This is a genomic window from Akkermansia sp. KLE1798, assembly GCF_001580195.1.
Taxonomy (GTDB): Bacteria; Verrucomicrobiota; Verrucomicrobiia; order Verrucomicrobiales; family Akkermansiaceae; genus Akkermansia; species Akkermansia biwaensis.
Map to the genome: position 1 here is coordinate 196,557 of NZ_KQ971081.1, position 12,461 is coordinate 209,017.

A 12,461-nucleotide genomic window follows, 5' to 3' on the forward strand; every position below is an offset into this window, starting at 1 on the left:
TTTTCATTCTTCAGCCGTATCCTGGATTTCAGGATACGGTTATTTTTTGCGGAAGGGTGCCGTACCTGTTCGGTCCGGGTGTTCCCTTGATCAGCATCATGGCCAGGAACAGGATGGAAAGCTGGTCCATCAGGTTGGTGCACAGCGTCACGTAGGGCAGGTACGGGGCCATGTCCCCCGGAATCACGCGCAGCAGGATAATGAGCAGAACGGAAATGATGAAAATGCAGAAGGGGATGAGGATGAATTGGCCGCTCAGGTTGCCGTCGTGCAGGCGGCGCGTGGCCGCCGCGGCGTTGAACAGTATGTTGAATCCCGCCACGCCGATCAGCAGTTCCAGGGAAAGTGTGCTGAGGTCCCCGGACTGGTAAAAGAAGTAAAAAGTGGGGTTGAAGCAGGCATGGGCCAGCAGGATCAGGGCATCCTGCGGCTGGGTGATGTAAAGCAGGATTTCACGGGAAGGGGAAAAATACGGATGCAGGACCGTGCTGTCGTAGTCCACCATGTTGTACCCCAGCGGCAGGAACAGGAAGAGGGAGAGAAGAAAGAAGGACCAGAATTCCGCTCTGGAGGCCCGCCCCTCCGCCGTCGTCAGCTTCCGCAGGCTGATGAGCCAGTAAAGGTAAAAGGGCGTGAACGGCTGGGCGGCCTGTTCCTGTACCGGCTCCTGTTCCGGTGGGGCGGATGCCTGTACGGGAGTGTTCCCGCGGTATTTGTTGTTTTCCGTTTTGCTGTCGCTCAAAGTCAGATAGAAAAAGAGCAGGCGGCCGAAGCCGAAGGGAAGCAGGAGGACGAGGGCCCAGAATCCGCTTCTGCCCGTATCGTGCAGGCGTCTGAACGTGACGGCCAGGCAGGGAAGCACCAGCGCCGCCCACAGAAGGATGGTCAGGGCGTCTCCGTAAACGCTCACCCTCCTGTCCGGGATATGCAGCCAGTCCGTAATGATGTAGCCCGCCAGGGCCGGAACCAGGGCCAGAAGGGGGAGCGCCATGAACCACCAGAATTCCGGACGGGAGGCGCAGCCCCGGAATTCTGCGTAATGAAGGAATCCCTTTTTCCAGTATTCAAGGGGGGAGGCCGAAGCCTGCGCAGGGAGGGGTGCGGGTGTGGTGGCGGTGGAAATGGGGACGTCCGGCATGGATGACAGGGGGTACTGCCGTTTTTGACCGCCGGAAGCTCCTGAACGCTCAATGCCGGACTTGCCAAGACACGGAAAGGGCGGGAAAGCGCGCCGGATCAGACCAGGACGACGGCCATCAGCAGCATGCCGGCGATGATGCCTATGATGGACATGTGGTGGTGGCCCCAGCGTTCCGCCATGGGCAGCAGTTCGTCAAAGGAAATGAAGACCATGATTCCGGCCACGGAGGCAAACAGGACGGAGAGCACCGTGGGCGTCAGGAAGTGGAACAGGAAGATCATCGCAATCGCCGCGCCGACGGGTTCCGCCAAGCCTGACAGAAAGGAGTAGAATACGGCCTTTTTCCGGCTTCCCGTGCCGTAGTAAAGAGGAACGGCCACGGCGATTCCTTCCGGAATGTTGTGCACGGCCACGGCCAGGGCGATGGAGGTGCCCAGCGTCAGAGAGTCCAGACCCGCGGCAAAGGTGGCGATTCCTTCCGGAAAGTTGTGGATGCCGATGGCCAGGGCGAACAGGACGCCGGACCTTTTGATCTTGGCGGAGGAGAATTCTCCATTGCCGTTGCCGTGGATGTCTTCCGGTCCGCGCGCTTCGTGCGGGTTTTCGTCTTCCGGCACCAGGTAGTCGATCAGCGCCGCCACGGCGATTCCTCCGAAAAAGGCGGCGATCGCGATCCAGGAACCTGCCGTGTGGCCTTTGAACTCGATCAGGCGGTGCTGGGCCTCTCCCAGCAGTTCCACCAGGGAAATGTACACCATCACGCCGCCGGAGAAGCCCAGGGAGAAGGTGAGCGCCTTCGTGTCCGTCTTTTTCATGAAGAAGGCGATAAAGCCTCCTATGCCGGTGGCAAGCCCTGCCAGTGTCGTCAGCAGAAAGACGGTGAGAATGTGGTTGGCGGAAAGGTCCATGGAAGGAACTGCGGGAATGGAGGAACGGTCCGGCGCCCCCGCAGCGGGAATATTACTTCTTGGCGGCGGGCGGAACGATGCATTTGGCGGCCGGAATGGCTCCGGGCGGCAGGGGCGGCTGTTCTCCCGGCTTCAGGTTCTCGCGCTCCTTCCTGATGTTGGGGAGGTCGGCCAGAAGCCTGCTGCAAGCGCGGCCTTCGTCGCTGTCCGGAAGAAGGGCGATGGCGCTTTTCAGGATTTCTTCCACTTCATTCACCTCGTTCCGCTGGATGAGAAGGCGCGCCTTGGTCAGCAGAAGGGACTGCCTGATTTCCGGAAGAAGGCCCTCCTTTTTCAGGGAATTGTCCAGAATGGCGATGGCTTTGTCGGGCTCTTTGGCAGCCAATACGTAAAAGTTGTTTTCCCTGAGGTTTTGCACCATTTCCGCGGACTGGGTTTTGAGCAGCTCTTTCCGTTCCAGGGCGGCGCGGATGCCGGTGGTATCCTGCGGGTCCAGCGCGGTCAGTTCTTCGAAGGCCGGTTTGTAGAAAGTCCGGATGCTGGACTGCGGCACCGTATTTAAAAGCCGGGCAAGCGTGTCCCTGCGTTCCTGGTCGGAGAGCTTCCCTTTCAGTTTGTCCGTCAGCTCCTGCTGGGTTTTAAGGGCCTTTTCCGCCTGGGCCGTGTCGTTCATGACCTGTTCCGGACTGCCGTACCCCACGACGATGTGGACGGGCCTGCCCTGCGCGTCCGTGAAGATCAGGGACGGAAAGCCGGTGATATCGTAGGATTTTTTGTAGGAGTTAAAGGTTGCCCTGGTCTGTTCGTCCTGCTGTTTTTTACGCGGAAAGTCCAGTTCCACGGGAATAAAGGAACGGCCGATAGCCTCCTGCACTTTCGGAAGGGAGAAAGCCTGTGTCTTCTGGGAAATGCAGGCGCCGCACCAGTCTGATCCGGTGAATTCCAGCATGACTCCCTTCTTTTGGGCGGCGGCCTGCTGCATGGCTTCCGCAGGGTTGGTGCTCCACGTTCCGGAAGCTACGGCCGCACCGGCAATGAGTGCGGCTGCAATGGGCAATGCGAATATATTCATGATGTTGAAAGAGCGTTACATGGGGGGCAGCGGAGAATGGGCCGGAGGCACCCAGATGGCGCCGGAGGAGGAGGGTGTGTCGGATTCCCCCGTGTTGGTGGGCGTTTCAATCCGGGGAGGGCCCGCGGGCGGGTCCAGGTCCTTCACCACCACTTTCTTTTTCTCCGGAGCGGGCGCGGGGACGGGGGGAGCGGGGGAGGGAGAGGCATCCCTGCGGATGATGGGATTCTGGAGGGCGGCGTCCGACTGGTTCATGGCCGTGATGTTCAGCGGGTCCCCATAGGCCAGCAGTTCCCGGATGTCGTCGGGAAGGTCCCCGGCGGCGATGGACGTGGTGCCCTGTTCATGCAGGATGCGTACGAATTCGTTTTCCACCCGCGTGATTTCCACGTTCAGGTAAGTTTTTCCGGAGTGGGTGGTTTTCAGAATGTCGAATTTGCGGCCGCGTGCCTTGGCCCTGGTCGCCTGGCGGTAGCGGTCGTAATAGGAGCGGATTTCTCCGCGGATGCCGGCAACGCGCATTTTTTCCTTCTCGATGGACTTCAGGGTTTCTTCCAGATCGGTCGCGGTCTTTTCGGAAATATCCAGCAGACTGAGAAGCTGTTCCTTGGGAGCGGTCTTGTTCCGTATATCCTTGAGCTGTTCCTGTTTTTTCAGGAGCAGGGCGTGGCTGGCCTCCAGCTCTTCCCGCGTATCCTTCACCGGATCCGGAAGATGGGAGAATTTTTCATAAACAATGTAACCCGCGCCGATGACGATCAGGGCGAAGAGGCCCAGGCACAGGTTCCAGAACAGGGCGTCGCTCTTGGCCTTTTTGATCTCCTCTTCCTGCTGGGCCGTGTCTTCCTCCGCGGCGTGTTCGGAAACGACGTCCAGCGGGGTCTTCAAACGTTTTTTCGGAGTGCGGGGCGCATCCTTTTCCCTGGTTGTTTCATCCCGTTCCGGCTTGGGGGCGAAGCGGGCTTCGTCTTCCTGCGTGGCGGAAGGATCGGGGGAGGAAGGGTCGTGAGAGGAGGAATCGGTCATGGGGAGCGTAGGGGCTGGGGTTAGTCCACCGGGTGGGATTGCTTGAAGTCGGCCAGTTTGGCGGCGTAGGCGTTATACTGGTATTGCAGGGCGTGGAATTCCTGCTTGCGCTGCGCCAGGGTATTGCGCAGGTCTTCAATGTCGAAGCACAGGTGCTCGAAGTCGCGGCGCTTGGAAGGCAGGATGTCCATATCCTTCACCGTGAAGGGAGTCCGGATTTTTCCTGGATTGGAAAGCCGCTTCTGAAGATCGTAATTCACGCGTGCGTCGTGGGATTCCGCCTGCCTGATTTCCTGGTCCGTCTGGGCCAGGGCTTCCTTCATCTGCTGGAGTTGTGCGTGGAGCTGCTGGTGTTCCGTTGTGGATCCGCCCGTAATCAGGGAGGTCAGGGCCGTGTTCGTGCTGTTGTCGCACGCGGAGAGGGCCAGTACAAGCGCCAGTGCCGGAAAGGCTGGCCTGGTGAATCGCACGATATTGAACATGCCGGGGATTATGCCCTTGATCGGGGGGAAAAGTCAAACTGTTCATGCGCCTGCAAAACAATGATTTTGCTCGCATAAAACGCGCGTGCGGCTACAATGCCCCCGGCATGATGCAATTATCGGAGATAGGAGGCCATCTGACGGCCAGGACCGGGATTGACGATTTGATGGAGGATTTGTTCAAGGCCCTCCATTCCGGAGACCCCGGCCTGTGCCAGTTGAACGGGGGGAGCCCCGCCGTGATTCCGGAAGTGACGGAATTGTGGCGGCGCAGCATGACGGAACTGGTCCGGGACGGGCGGTTTGACGTGCTTGTGGGCCATTACGCCCATCCGGGCGGCGACCCCGCCTTTATCCGCGCCCTGGCCGGCTTCCTCAACGACCGCTGCGGCTGGAACCTGAAGCCGGAGAACATCGCCATCACCCAGGGCGGCCAGATGGCCTGCTTCACGCTTTTCAACATGCTCGCCGGCCCCTGTGCGGAAGGCGGCATCCGTGAAATTCTCTTTCCCCTTTGCCCCGATTATGTGGGCTACCAGTCCCAGTCTTTATGCGGCGGCGTGATGTTCCGCGGCATCCGCCCCGGAATCCGCATGCTGGACGAACATTTGTTCAAGTACGTGATCGACTTCGACCGCCTGGACATCCGCCCGGAAACGGCCGCCGTCTGCATGTCCCGCCCCACGAACCCGACGGGCAACGTGGTGACGAACGAGGAGCTGGACCGCCTACGGGCGTTGACTTCCCGCGCCGGAGTGCCGCTGATGATCGACAACGCGTACGGCGCGCCGCTGCCCAACATCTGTTTTGTCCCGGTCAAACCCGTTTGGGACGAGAACATGATCCTGACCATGAGCCTGTCCAAGATCGGCCTGCCCGGCACGCGCACCGGAATCGTGATCGCCCGGCCGGACATCATCCGCGCCGTGGTCAGCATGGTCACGACTTCCTCCCTGTGCCCCAACAATCTGGGGCAGGCGCTGGTGACTCCCTACTTGGAGGACGGCACGCTGGAGCGCGTTTGCCGTGAGACCCTGACGCCGTTTTACCGGAGCAGGGCGGAATGGGCCCTGTCCCTGCTGCCGGAACTCTTCGGGGAATCCATTCCGTGGCGCGTGCACAAGAGCGAAGGGGCCATGTTCCTGTGGCTGTGGTTCGAGGGGCTCCCCATCACCTGCCAGGAACTGTATGAACGCTGCAAGGCCCGCGGCTGCTTCGTGAATCCGGGCCATCATTTCTTCTTTGCCCTGCCGGAGGGCGGGGAACCGTGGCCCCACAGGCATGAGTGCATACGCATCAGCTTCACCCAGACGGAGGAACTGCTGCGCAAGGGGCTTTCCATCGTGGCTGACGAAGTGAAGCGCGCCTATACCCATTCTTCTTAACCCAATCCGAATTCGCAATCCATGAACAGCATGACCGGCTTCGGCAGAGCCGTTGCCCAGACAGACCGTTACAACATTCCGGTTGAAATATCCGGAGTCAACCGCAAGCAGACGGAAATAGCCGTCAACGTGCCGCGCAACTGCGCGGAATGGGACGCCCCCGTGCGCTCCATCGTGCAGGGGAGCGTTTCCCGCGGCCGCGTGGGCGTTTCCGTCTCCCTGGAACGGACGGAGGAAGCGGACGGCTCCCTCCAATTGGACGAAAGGAAGCTGGCCTCCCTCGTGGGGCTGCTGAACCGCGCCTCCGATCTGGCGGCCCGGCCCATGACGTTGCAGGCGTCCGACCTGCTGAGGCTGGACATCATCGCCTCCGAGGCGGAAGCCGCGCTTTCCCCGGAGGAAGCGTGGCCTGCGGTGGAAGAGGCCCTCAGGGCGGCCCTGAAAGATTTCCTAGCCATGCGCGCGGCGGAGGGCGCCAACCTGAAGGCGGATGTGCTCAGCAAGCTGGAAACCCTGGAAGAGTACCGGAACAGGATCGCGGAACACGCCCCTTCCGTTCCCGTCAGGCTGAGGGAAGCCATGCTCAAGCGTCTGGCGGAAGCGGACCTTTCCGTCTCCGCGGACGACGAGCGCATCATCCGGGAAGTGGCCCTGTTTGCGGACAAGTGCGACATTTCCGAGGAGATCACGCGCCTTTCCTCCCACTTTGACCAATTCCGCACCCTGTGCGATTCTTCCGCCCCCGCCGGAAGGCCGTTGGACTTCCTTTGCCAGGAGATTTTCCGGGAATTCAACACCATCGGTTCCAAGGCGAATGACTCCACGCTGTCCCATTTGGTAGTGGCCGCCAAGACGGAACTGGAAAAAATCAGGGAACAGGTTCAGAACATCGAATAACAGCCATGAAACAGCATTTGGGAACTTTGCTGGTGGTTTCCGGTCCCTCCGGTTCCGGGAAGACGACTTTATGCCGCCGGGCGACGGAAAACGGACTGTGCGTGTACAGCATTTCCTGCACGACCCGCCAGCCCAGGCCGGGAGAGGTGAACGGCGTGGACTACCACTTCCTGACTCCCTCCGAATTCGCCGCCAGGGTGGAGAAAGGGGATTTTCTGGAATATGCGGAGGTGCACGGCAACCGCTACGGCACGCTGAAGGCGGACATTCTGGACCTTCTGGAACAGGGGAAGACCGTGGTGATGGATATCGACGTGCAGGGGGCTGCCCAGGTCCGCGCGTGCCGGGACGGCATTCTTTCCCGGTGTTATGCGGACGTTTACATTCATGTGCCGCAGCAGGAGTTGAAAAACCGCCTCTGCGGGAGGCAGACGGATGGTGATGAAACCATCTCCCTGCGTCTGCGGAATGCCGCGCAGGAAGACGCCTGCCTGCCGCAGTACCAGTACTGCCTGGTTTCCTCCGACAGGGAGGCGGATTATGCCGCCTTTTCCGCCCTGATCAAGTGCCAGTCCATGCGCGTGGGACTGATGCGGGAGTAAACCCTCCGTTAAGGAAAGCTGGCGGAAACGGGCGGCTTTTTAGATCCAAAAGCCGGCATGATGCAAACGCATATCATATCCTTTTCTGGAAGGGGGTGCGGGGGCATGGAGCGTGTTTTTCCCTGACTTTGACCTTTCCTCAGCATGGACCCTGAGGAAGGCGTCTGAAAAAATAAAAGCCTTCAACGGATTGAAGGCTTGGATGCTTTTTTACCGGAATGGACCGTTCCCTATTTGAGCGGATACAGCCAGCCGATGGTGCAGGTGAAGATGGCCCAGAGCAGGAGGTTGAGAGGGAGGCCCACTTTCACGAAGTCCTTGAATTTGTAGCCGCCCGCGTTGTACACGTACGTGTTGGTCTGGTAGCCGATGGGGGTGGAGAAGCTGGCGCTGGCGCCGAACATGACGGCCAGGATGAAGGGGAGGGGGTTGGCGTCGAATTGCAGGGCCATTTCATAGGACAGCGGTCCCATGACGGCGGCCACGGCGTTGTTGGAGATCATTTCCGTCAGGATGGAACACAGCAGGTACAGGCCGGAGATGGCGAACAGGCAGCCCATCGGACCCATGGTGTCCACCACGCCGAAGGCGATGGCCTTGGCAAGTCCCGTCTTGCTCATGGCTTCCCCCACGCAGAGCATCCCCAGGATCAGGAAAATGATGCCCCAGTCCACGGACTGGTAGGCTTCCTTCGGCTTGATGCAGCCGGAGATGACGACGATCAGGGCGCCGATGAAGGCCAGGTAGAAGGGATTGAAGCGTGCGAAGAATTTGAAGAATTCCCCGTACTGCTCAAAGGAGCCGAGCAGGCCGATGAAGATGAAGATGCCCATGGCCAGAATGGCCCAGCCCTGCTTGCTGCGGTTGTGGGCGTCCGCCGAACGCTGGCTGAGGGGAATGATGCGCTGCTTGGTGAGGATGCGGTTCATGCCTTCCTGCGGGCCTTCCAGCAGCAGGGTGTCCCCGGCAATCAGCTTGGTGTCCGACCCCATGTCCGTGATGTTCCTGCCCTGCCTGTGGATGGCGAGCACGAAGATGTTGAACCGCTGGCGCAGTTTGAGTTCCGCCAGGGACTGCCCGGCGAATTCGGAGTTGTTGGCGATCATGCCTTCCACGATTTGAACGTCGCGCTGTTCCATGGCTTCCAGCCCGCGGCTGTCGTCCCAGCCCAGGTCCACGCCTTTGGCCTCCCGGACCTGGTTGACTTTTCTGGCGTTGCACAGGAACAGGACGCGGTCGCCTTCCTCCAGCGTGATGTGCTGCAGTTCCTCCTGCATGGAGAAGCCCCTGCGGCGCACTTCCACGATTTTCGTCCCCAGCAGTTCGGACTGCATCAGGTCCACGGCGGTGGTTCCGATGTGGGAGGAGCCGGCGGGAATCCGGACCTGGAGCAGGAAGTCGCGCTGGATGCCGCCGGGAAGCATGGTGGAGAGGGTGGGGCGGGAAGGCAGCCACTTGCGGCCTATCGTCCACAGGTAAAGCAGCCCGGCGGCCGCATAGATGAGGCCCATGGGAGCCACGGTGAACATCTGGATGCCTTCAAAACCCAGCTTTTGAACCTGCCCCAGCACGACCACGTTCGTGGACGTGCCCACGACAGAGCAGGTGCCGCCCAGGATGGTGGCGTAGGAGAGGGGGATGAGCAGCTTGGAAGCGGCGATGTTGTGGTCGCGGCAGAAGGCCAGGACGATGGGCATCAGGATGACGACCACCGGCGTGTTGTTGACGAAGGGGGATACCGCGAACGCGCCCAGCGTGATGACCAGCAGGGCGGCGAATTCCCTGCCTTTGGCCACTTTGTTGAATAGCTTGGAGAGGTCGCCGATAAGGCCCGTGCGTTCCAGGGAGGCGCTCAGGATGAACATGCATACGACCGTCAGGGGGCCGCTGTTGGCAAAGCTGGACAGCACGTCTCCCGTCGTCAGGATTCCCGTGAGCATCAGGACGGCGGTTCCGGCCAGGGCCGTGATTTCCACCGGGAGCCATTCCCTGATGAAGCTGATGAACAGGAGGATGAGAAGGATGCCTACAATCCATTGCTGGGTGGCGGCGGAGTCCAGCCAGCCTGTGATGGAGGCGAGGTCGATGTTGGAAAATGGCATGTCGTGACGGGTGGTTTGACGGATAGGGAGCGCAACTCTCCTACTTTCACGGGGCCGTTCTGTCAAGCCGCAATAATTTTCCGGAAAGGGTTTGAAATGGGCCTTGTCCTTCCTTATGGTGAGTGCGCCGCATGGATTCTCCCATAGTCACAAGGTTTGCTCCCAGCCCTACCGGATTCCTGCATTTGGGGCATGCGCTGGCCGCATGGGAGGCCCGTTCCCTGGCGGACCGCTTTTCCGGCAGGTGCGTGTTGAGGATGGAGGACATCGACCAGACCCGCAGCCGTCCGGAGTTTGTCCAGGCTATTCTGGAGGACCTGGACTGGCTGGGAATCCGTTTTGACGGGCCGATGATGGTCCAGTCCTCGCGTTTCGGTTCCTATGAACACGCATTGCAAGTGCTGAAGGACCGCGGGGTGCTGTACCCGTGCTTTTGCACCCGCAGGGAGATTGCCGGGGAGGTGGCCGCCATGGGCGCCGCTCCGCAGGAGGGCGGGACCGTGGATGTTTATCCCGGCACTTGCCTCAAACTGGACAAGGTGCGGAGAAAGGAACTGATGAAGTCCGGCAAGCCGTTTTCGTGGCGGCTGGACTGCCGCGCTGCGGCCCGGATTACCGGTCCGCTTGTCTGGCGGGACATGCGGTTCGGAGAGCAGGTGTGCCGCCCGGAGGAGCTCGGCGACGTGATTCTGGGGCGCAAGGATTGCCCGGCAAGCTACCATGTTGCCGTGGTGGTGGATGACGCGGCCCAGGGCGTGACCCATGTGAGCCGCGGGGAGGATTTGCTGCCTGTAACCGGAATTCACCGCACGCTCCAGGCGCTGCTGGGTCTTCCCGTGCCGCAGTGGTACCACCACCGGCTGGTGAGGGACGCTTCCGGCAGGAGGCTGGCCAAGAGGGACCGGAGCATGAGCCTGCGGGAGATGCGCGCCGCAGGCATGCGCCCGGAAGATATTTTCCGCATGATGCGGGAAAGGTAGGAACGTTTCAGGCGTTTTTCCCGCGTTTTCCCACGCAGAGCATGCAGGAATACGCCGCCGCCAGAGTCAGCAGGGCCAGGGAGGCCAGATGGACCAGCAGATTTCCCTGGATCAGGAAAACGAGGAAAGTGTGCGGAAGTTTTCCCATGGCCGCCAGCACCTCGGGAAGGAAGATGAAAAGATTCTGGGAGGCCAGGCAAGTTGCCGTGAAGGCCAGGGCCGCCCCCAGCGTGAAGCGGATGGGCGGAAGGAGGGGCTCCAGCATGCCGCGTGCGGAGCGTTTGCAGAACGGTGCGGCGCATGCCAGCAGTCCGATGACGGCCAGGGGCGCGAGCAGGGCGGCGGAGGGAAGAGTCTGCCATTTCATCCATGCCGCGAGGGGTGACACGGAGATGAGCATGCCCGCACTTTTCGTAAAAAGAGCGGGGAGGGCGGAGGAGGATGAAGGTGCGGGGTGCATGTCCGTCAGTCCGGCCAGACGTTGCCGGGGGTGCTGCCCTGGGTGATGACCACTTCCTGGCCGATTTTCAGCGTGAAATTGGGCGTGACTTCCTGCTGGACTTCCACCAGTTCATTCGTGTCTTTCAGCTTTACGCGCACGCGGATCATTTTGGTGGCTTCCACCCGGCCGTCCACGATGGAACCGGTGGCGGAGGCCAGCTTGGAGGTGCCCATGCCGATGATGCCGGGCGTGACGGCTTCCGCCGCGGTTCCCGCCATATTGGCGAAGGTGCCGTCATCCGTGGAGGTAAGCACGTTGATTTCCTTGATGCGGACGACGTTGCCCAGCTTGATCGTCGTCACCTTTCCGGTGGCGATTTCCAGGGTGCTTTTTTGTGTGCAGGAAAAGAGTGCGGGAAGAATGAGGAGAACGGGAGCGAGTTTGAGAGGATTCATGATACGTCTTTTACTACGTTGGGGCGGAGCGGCGTTTTTCAGAGTCCGGGTAAAATTGTGTAAGTGGCCAGGTACAGGATCAGATGGACGGAGGAGAGGGCCAGGAGCCTGTTCATGCTCTTGTCCGCCGGCGTTTTGCGGATGAGCAGCATCAGGTAGCCTCCCAGCAGGATGGCGGGGATCCACATCCACCACAGGCGGGACAGGTCCAGATGCAGGGCCCGGCAGGAAGTGGGCAGCGTGATGTAGGCAGCTACGATGAACGCCTGGGCCATGGCGCGCGCCTTTCCTTCCCCCAGGCGGACGGCCAGGGTGCGCTTTCCGGTGGTCTGGTCCTCCTTCCTGTCCCGGATGTTGTTGACGGAGATCATGACGGCGCAGAGCAGGCCGCACTGGATTCCCAGGACGATTCCGGCGTTGTACACCGCCAGGGAATCCACCAGCGTGCCTGGAACTACCGGGGCCGTGCCTATTTGCACCAGAATGGTGCCCAGGACGGCCACCAGCCCGAAGAAGAGGATGACGAACGCTTCCCCCAGTCCCTTGTACGCCAGCGGCCACGGGCCGCCCGTATAGCCATAGGAGAAGTAGAGGGAGGGAATGCCGATGGCGATGATGGGCCAGCCGCGCAGTTCAATGAGGGGAAGGGCCAGAAGGCACGCCGCCGCCAGGAACAAGCCGCCGAAGAGCATGACCGCCCGGTGGGACAGCGCCCCGCTGGCCGTCATGCGGACGGGCCCGGTACGGCGTTCCGTGTCTGCGTGTTTCGCGTGGTCGATGGCGTCGTTGAAGAAATTGCAGGCTATCTGGATGCACAGGCAGGAGGCGAAGGTCAGCAGCGCCAGCCGCACGTCCCAGTGGCCCGTCAGCTTCTGCACGACCATGCAGCCCGCCCATACCGGAATCAGGGAGGCGGTGAGCGTTTTTGGGCGTGCCGCCAGAAAAGCGGAAGTAATGATGTTCATGAAA

At 60.8% G+C, this 12,461-nt stretch carries 13 protein-coding genes; 4 read left to right on the plus strand and 9 right to left on the minus strand.

The annotated features are described in order from the left end of the window. Nucleotides 1-28 precede the first annotated feature (28 nt). The 5 genes from HMPREF3039_RS05710 to HMPREF3039_RS05730 form a co-directional block, all read right to left on the minus strand. Nucleotides 29-1,138 (minus strand): DUF805 domain-containing protein, encoded by a 1,110-nt coding sequence (locus HMPREF3039_RS05710; protein ID WP_067571375.1) that lies wholly within the window; start codon nucleotides 1,136-1,138, stop codon nucleotides 29-31. 98 nt (nucleotides 1,139-1,236) lie between these two features. Then, nucleotides 1,237-2,049 (minus strand): zinc transporter ZupT, encoded by an 813-nt coding sequence (gene zupT, locus HMPREF3039_RS05715; protein WP_067571377.1) that lies wholly within the window; start codon nucleotides 2,047-2,049, stop codon nucleotides 1,237-1,239. A gap of 52 nt (nucleotides 2,050-2,101) precedes the next feature. Then, nucleotides 2,102-3,121 carry a thioredoxin fold domain-containing protein gene (locus HMPREF3039_RS05720; protein WP_067571379.1) on the minus strand — a complete coding sequence of 340 codons (1,020 nt, stop codon included), beginning with the start codon at nucleotides 3,119-3,121 and terminating at the stop codon, nucleotides 2,102-2,104. Between the two features lie 15 nt (nucleotides 3,122-3,136). Continuing rightward, nucleotides 3,137-4,147 (minus strand): hypothetical protein, encoded by a 1,011-nt coding sequence (locus tag HMPREF3039_RS05725; RefSeq protein ID WP_067571381.1) that lies wholly within the window; start codon nucleotides 4,145-4,147, stop codon nucleotides 3,137-3,139. 20 nt (nucleotides 4,148-4,167) lie between these two features. Continuing rightward, nucleotides 4,168-4,629: a hypothetical protein gene (locus HMPREF3039_RS05730; protein ID WP_067571383.1), complete on the minus strand. Its 462-nt coding sequence runs from the start codon at nucleotides 4,627-4,629 to the stop codon at nucleotides 4,168-4,170. Nucleotides 4,630-4,736: 107 nt separating this feature from the next. On the opposite strand from HMPREF3039_RS05730, the gene HMPREF3039_RS05735 reads away from it, so the two are divergent. Genes HMPREF3039_RS05735 through gmk form a run of 3 tightly spaced genes read left to right on the plus strand, consistent with a single transcriptional unit; the run spans nucleotide 4,737 to nucleotide 7,513 of the window. Continuing rightward, nucleotides 4,737-6,014: a valine--pyruvate transaminase gene (locus HMPREF3039_RS05735; RefSeq protein ID WP_167506729.1), complete on the plus strand. Its 1,278-nt coding sequence runs from the start codon at nucleotides 4,737-4,739 to the stop codon at nucleotides 6,012-6,014. 21 nt (nucleotides 6,015-6,035) lie between these two features. Continuing rightward, a complete protein-coding gene (locus HMPREF3039_RS05740; protein WP_067571385.1) occupies nucleotides 6,036-6,911 on the plus strand; it encodes a YicC/YloC family endoribonuclease in 876 nt (291 codons plus the stop codon). A gap of 5 nt (nucleotides 6,912-6,916) precedes the next feature. Further along, complete coding sequence (gene gmk, locus HMPREF3039_RS05745; protein WP_067571387.1) at nucleotides 6,917-7,513, plus strand: guanylate kinase; 597 nt, start codon at nucleotides 6,917-6,919, stop codon at nucleotides 7,511-7,513. A gap of 230 nt (nucleotides 7,514-7,743) precedes the next feature. Here gmk and HMPREF3039_RS05750 read toward each other — a convergent pair whose 3' ends face one another. Continuing rightward, on the minus strand, nucleotides 7,744-9,615 hold the full coding sequence (locus HMPREF3039_RS05750; RefSeq protein ID WP_067951985.1) for an SLC13 family permease: 1,872 nt from the start codon (nucleotides 9,613-9,615) through the stop codon (nucleotides 7,744-7,746). Between the two features lie 131 nt (nucleotides 9,616-9,746). Here HMPREF3039_RS05750 and gluQRS point away from each other — a divergent pair, with 131 nt between their 5' ends. Further along, on the plus strand, nucleotides 9,747-10,595 hold the full coding sequence (gene gluQRS, locus HMPREF3039_RS05755) for a tRNA glutamyl-Q(34) synthetase GluQRS (protein ID WP_067571389.1): 849 nt from the start codon (nucleotides 9,747-9,749) through the stop codon (nucleotides 10,593-10,595). Nucleotides 10,596-10,602: 7 nt separating this feature from the next. Here gluQRS and HMPREF3039_RS05760 read toward each other — a convergent pair whose 3' ends face one another. Genes HMPREF3039_RS05760 through menA form a run of 3 tightly spaced genes read right to left on the minus strand, consistent with a single transcriptional unit; the run spans nucleotide 10,603 to nucleotide 12,457 of the window. Next, complete coding sequence (locus HMPREF3039_RS05760) at nucleotides 10,603-11,055, minus strand: hypothetical protein (RefSeq protein ID WP_067981951.1); 453 nt, start codon at nucleotides 11,053-11,055, stop codon at nucleotides 10,603-10,605. A 5-nt stretch (nucleotides 11,056-11,060) separates the two neighbouring features. Next, entirely contained in the window at nucleotides 11,061-11,492 is a 432-nt protein-coding gene (locus HMPREF3039_RS05765; RefSeq protein WP_067571394.1) for a hypothetical protein, read from the minus strand. Between the two features lie 38 nt (nucleotides 11,493-11,530). Then, nucleotides 11,531-12,457: a 1,4-dihydroxy-2-naphthoate octaprenyltransferase gene (menA, locus tag HMPREF3039_RS05770; protein WP_067571395.1), complete on the minus strand. Its 927-nt coding sequence runs from the start codon at nucleotides 12,455-12,457 to the stop codon at nucleotides 11,531-11,533. Between the last annotated feature and the right edge of the window lie 4 nt (nucleotides 12,458-12,461).

Bases quoted from the DNA above. Each gene is read 5' to 3' on its own strand.
- HMPREF3039_RS05710 (WP_067571375.1), bottom strand. From the start codon at position 1,138: ATGCCGGACGTCCCCATTTCCACCGCCACCACACCCGCACCCCTCCCT.
- zupT (WP_067571377.1), bottom strand. From the start codon at position 2,049: ATGGACCTTTCCGCCAACCACATTCTCACCGTCTTTCTGCTGACGACA.
- HMPREF3039_RS05720 (WP_067571379.1), bottom strand. From the start codon at position 3,121: ATGAATATATTCGCATTGCCCATTGCAGCCGCACTCATTGCCGGTGCG.
- HMPREF3039_RS05725 (WP_067571381.1), bottom strand. From the start codon at position 4,147: ATGACCGATTCCTCCTCTCACGACCCTTCCTCCCCCGATCCTTCCGCC.
- HMPREF3039_RS05730 (WP_067571383.1), bottom strand. From the start codon at position 4,629: ATGTTCAATATCGTGCGATTCACCAGGCCAGCCTTTCCGGCACTGGCG.
- HMPREF3039_RS05735 (WP_167506729.1), top strand. From the start codon at position 4,737: ATGATGCAATTATCGGAGATAGGAGGCCATCTGACGGCCAGGACCGGG.
- HMPREF3039_RS05740 (WP_067571385.1), top strand. From the start codon at position 6,036: ATGAACAGCATGACCGGCTTCGGCAGAGCCGTTGCCCAGACAGACCGT.
- gmk (WP_067571387.1), top strand. From the start codon at position 6,917: ATGAAACAGCATTTGGGAACTTTGCTGGTGGTTTCCGGTCCCTCCGGT.
- HMPREF3039_RS05750 (WP_067951985.1), bottom strand. From the start codon at position 9,615: ATGCCATTTTCCAACATCGACCTCGCCTCCATCACAGGCTGGCTGGAC.
- gluQRS (WP_067571389.1), top strand. From the start codon at position 9,747: ATGGATTCTCCCATAGTCACAAGGTTTGCTCCCAGCCCTACCGGATTC.
- HMPREF3039_RS05760 (WP_067981951.1), bottom strand. From the start codon at position 11,055: ATGCACCCCGCACCTTCATCCTCCTCCGCCCTCCCCGCTCTTTTTACG.
- HMPREF3039_RS05765 (WP_067571394.1), bottom strand. From the start codon at position 11,492: ATGAATCCTCTCAAACTCGCTCCCGTTCTCCTCATTCTTCCCGCACTC.
- menA (WP_067571395.1), bottom strand. From the start codon at position 12,457: ATGAACATCATTACTTCCGCTTTTCTGGCGGCACGCCCAAAAACGCTC.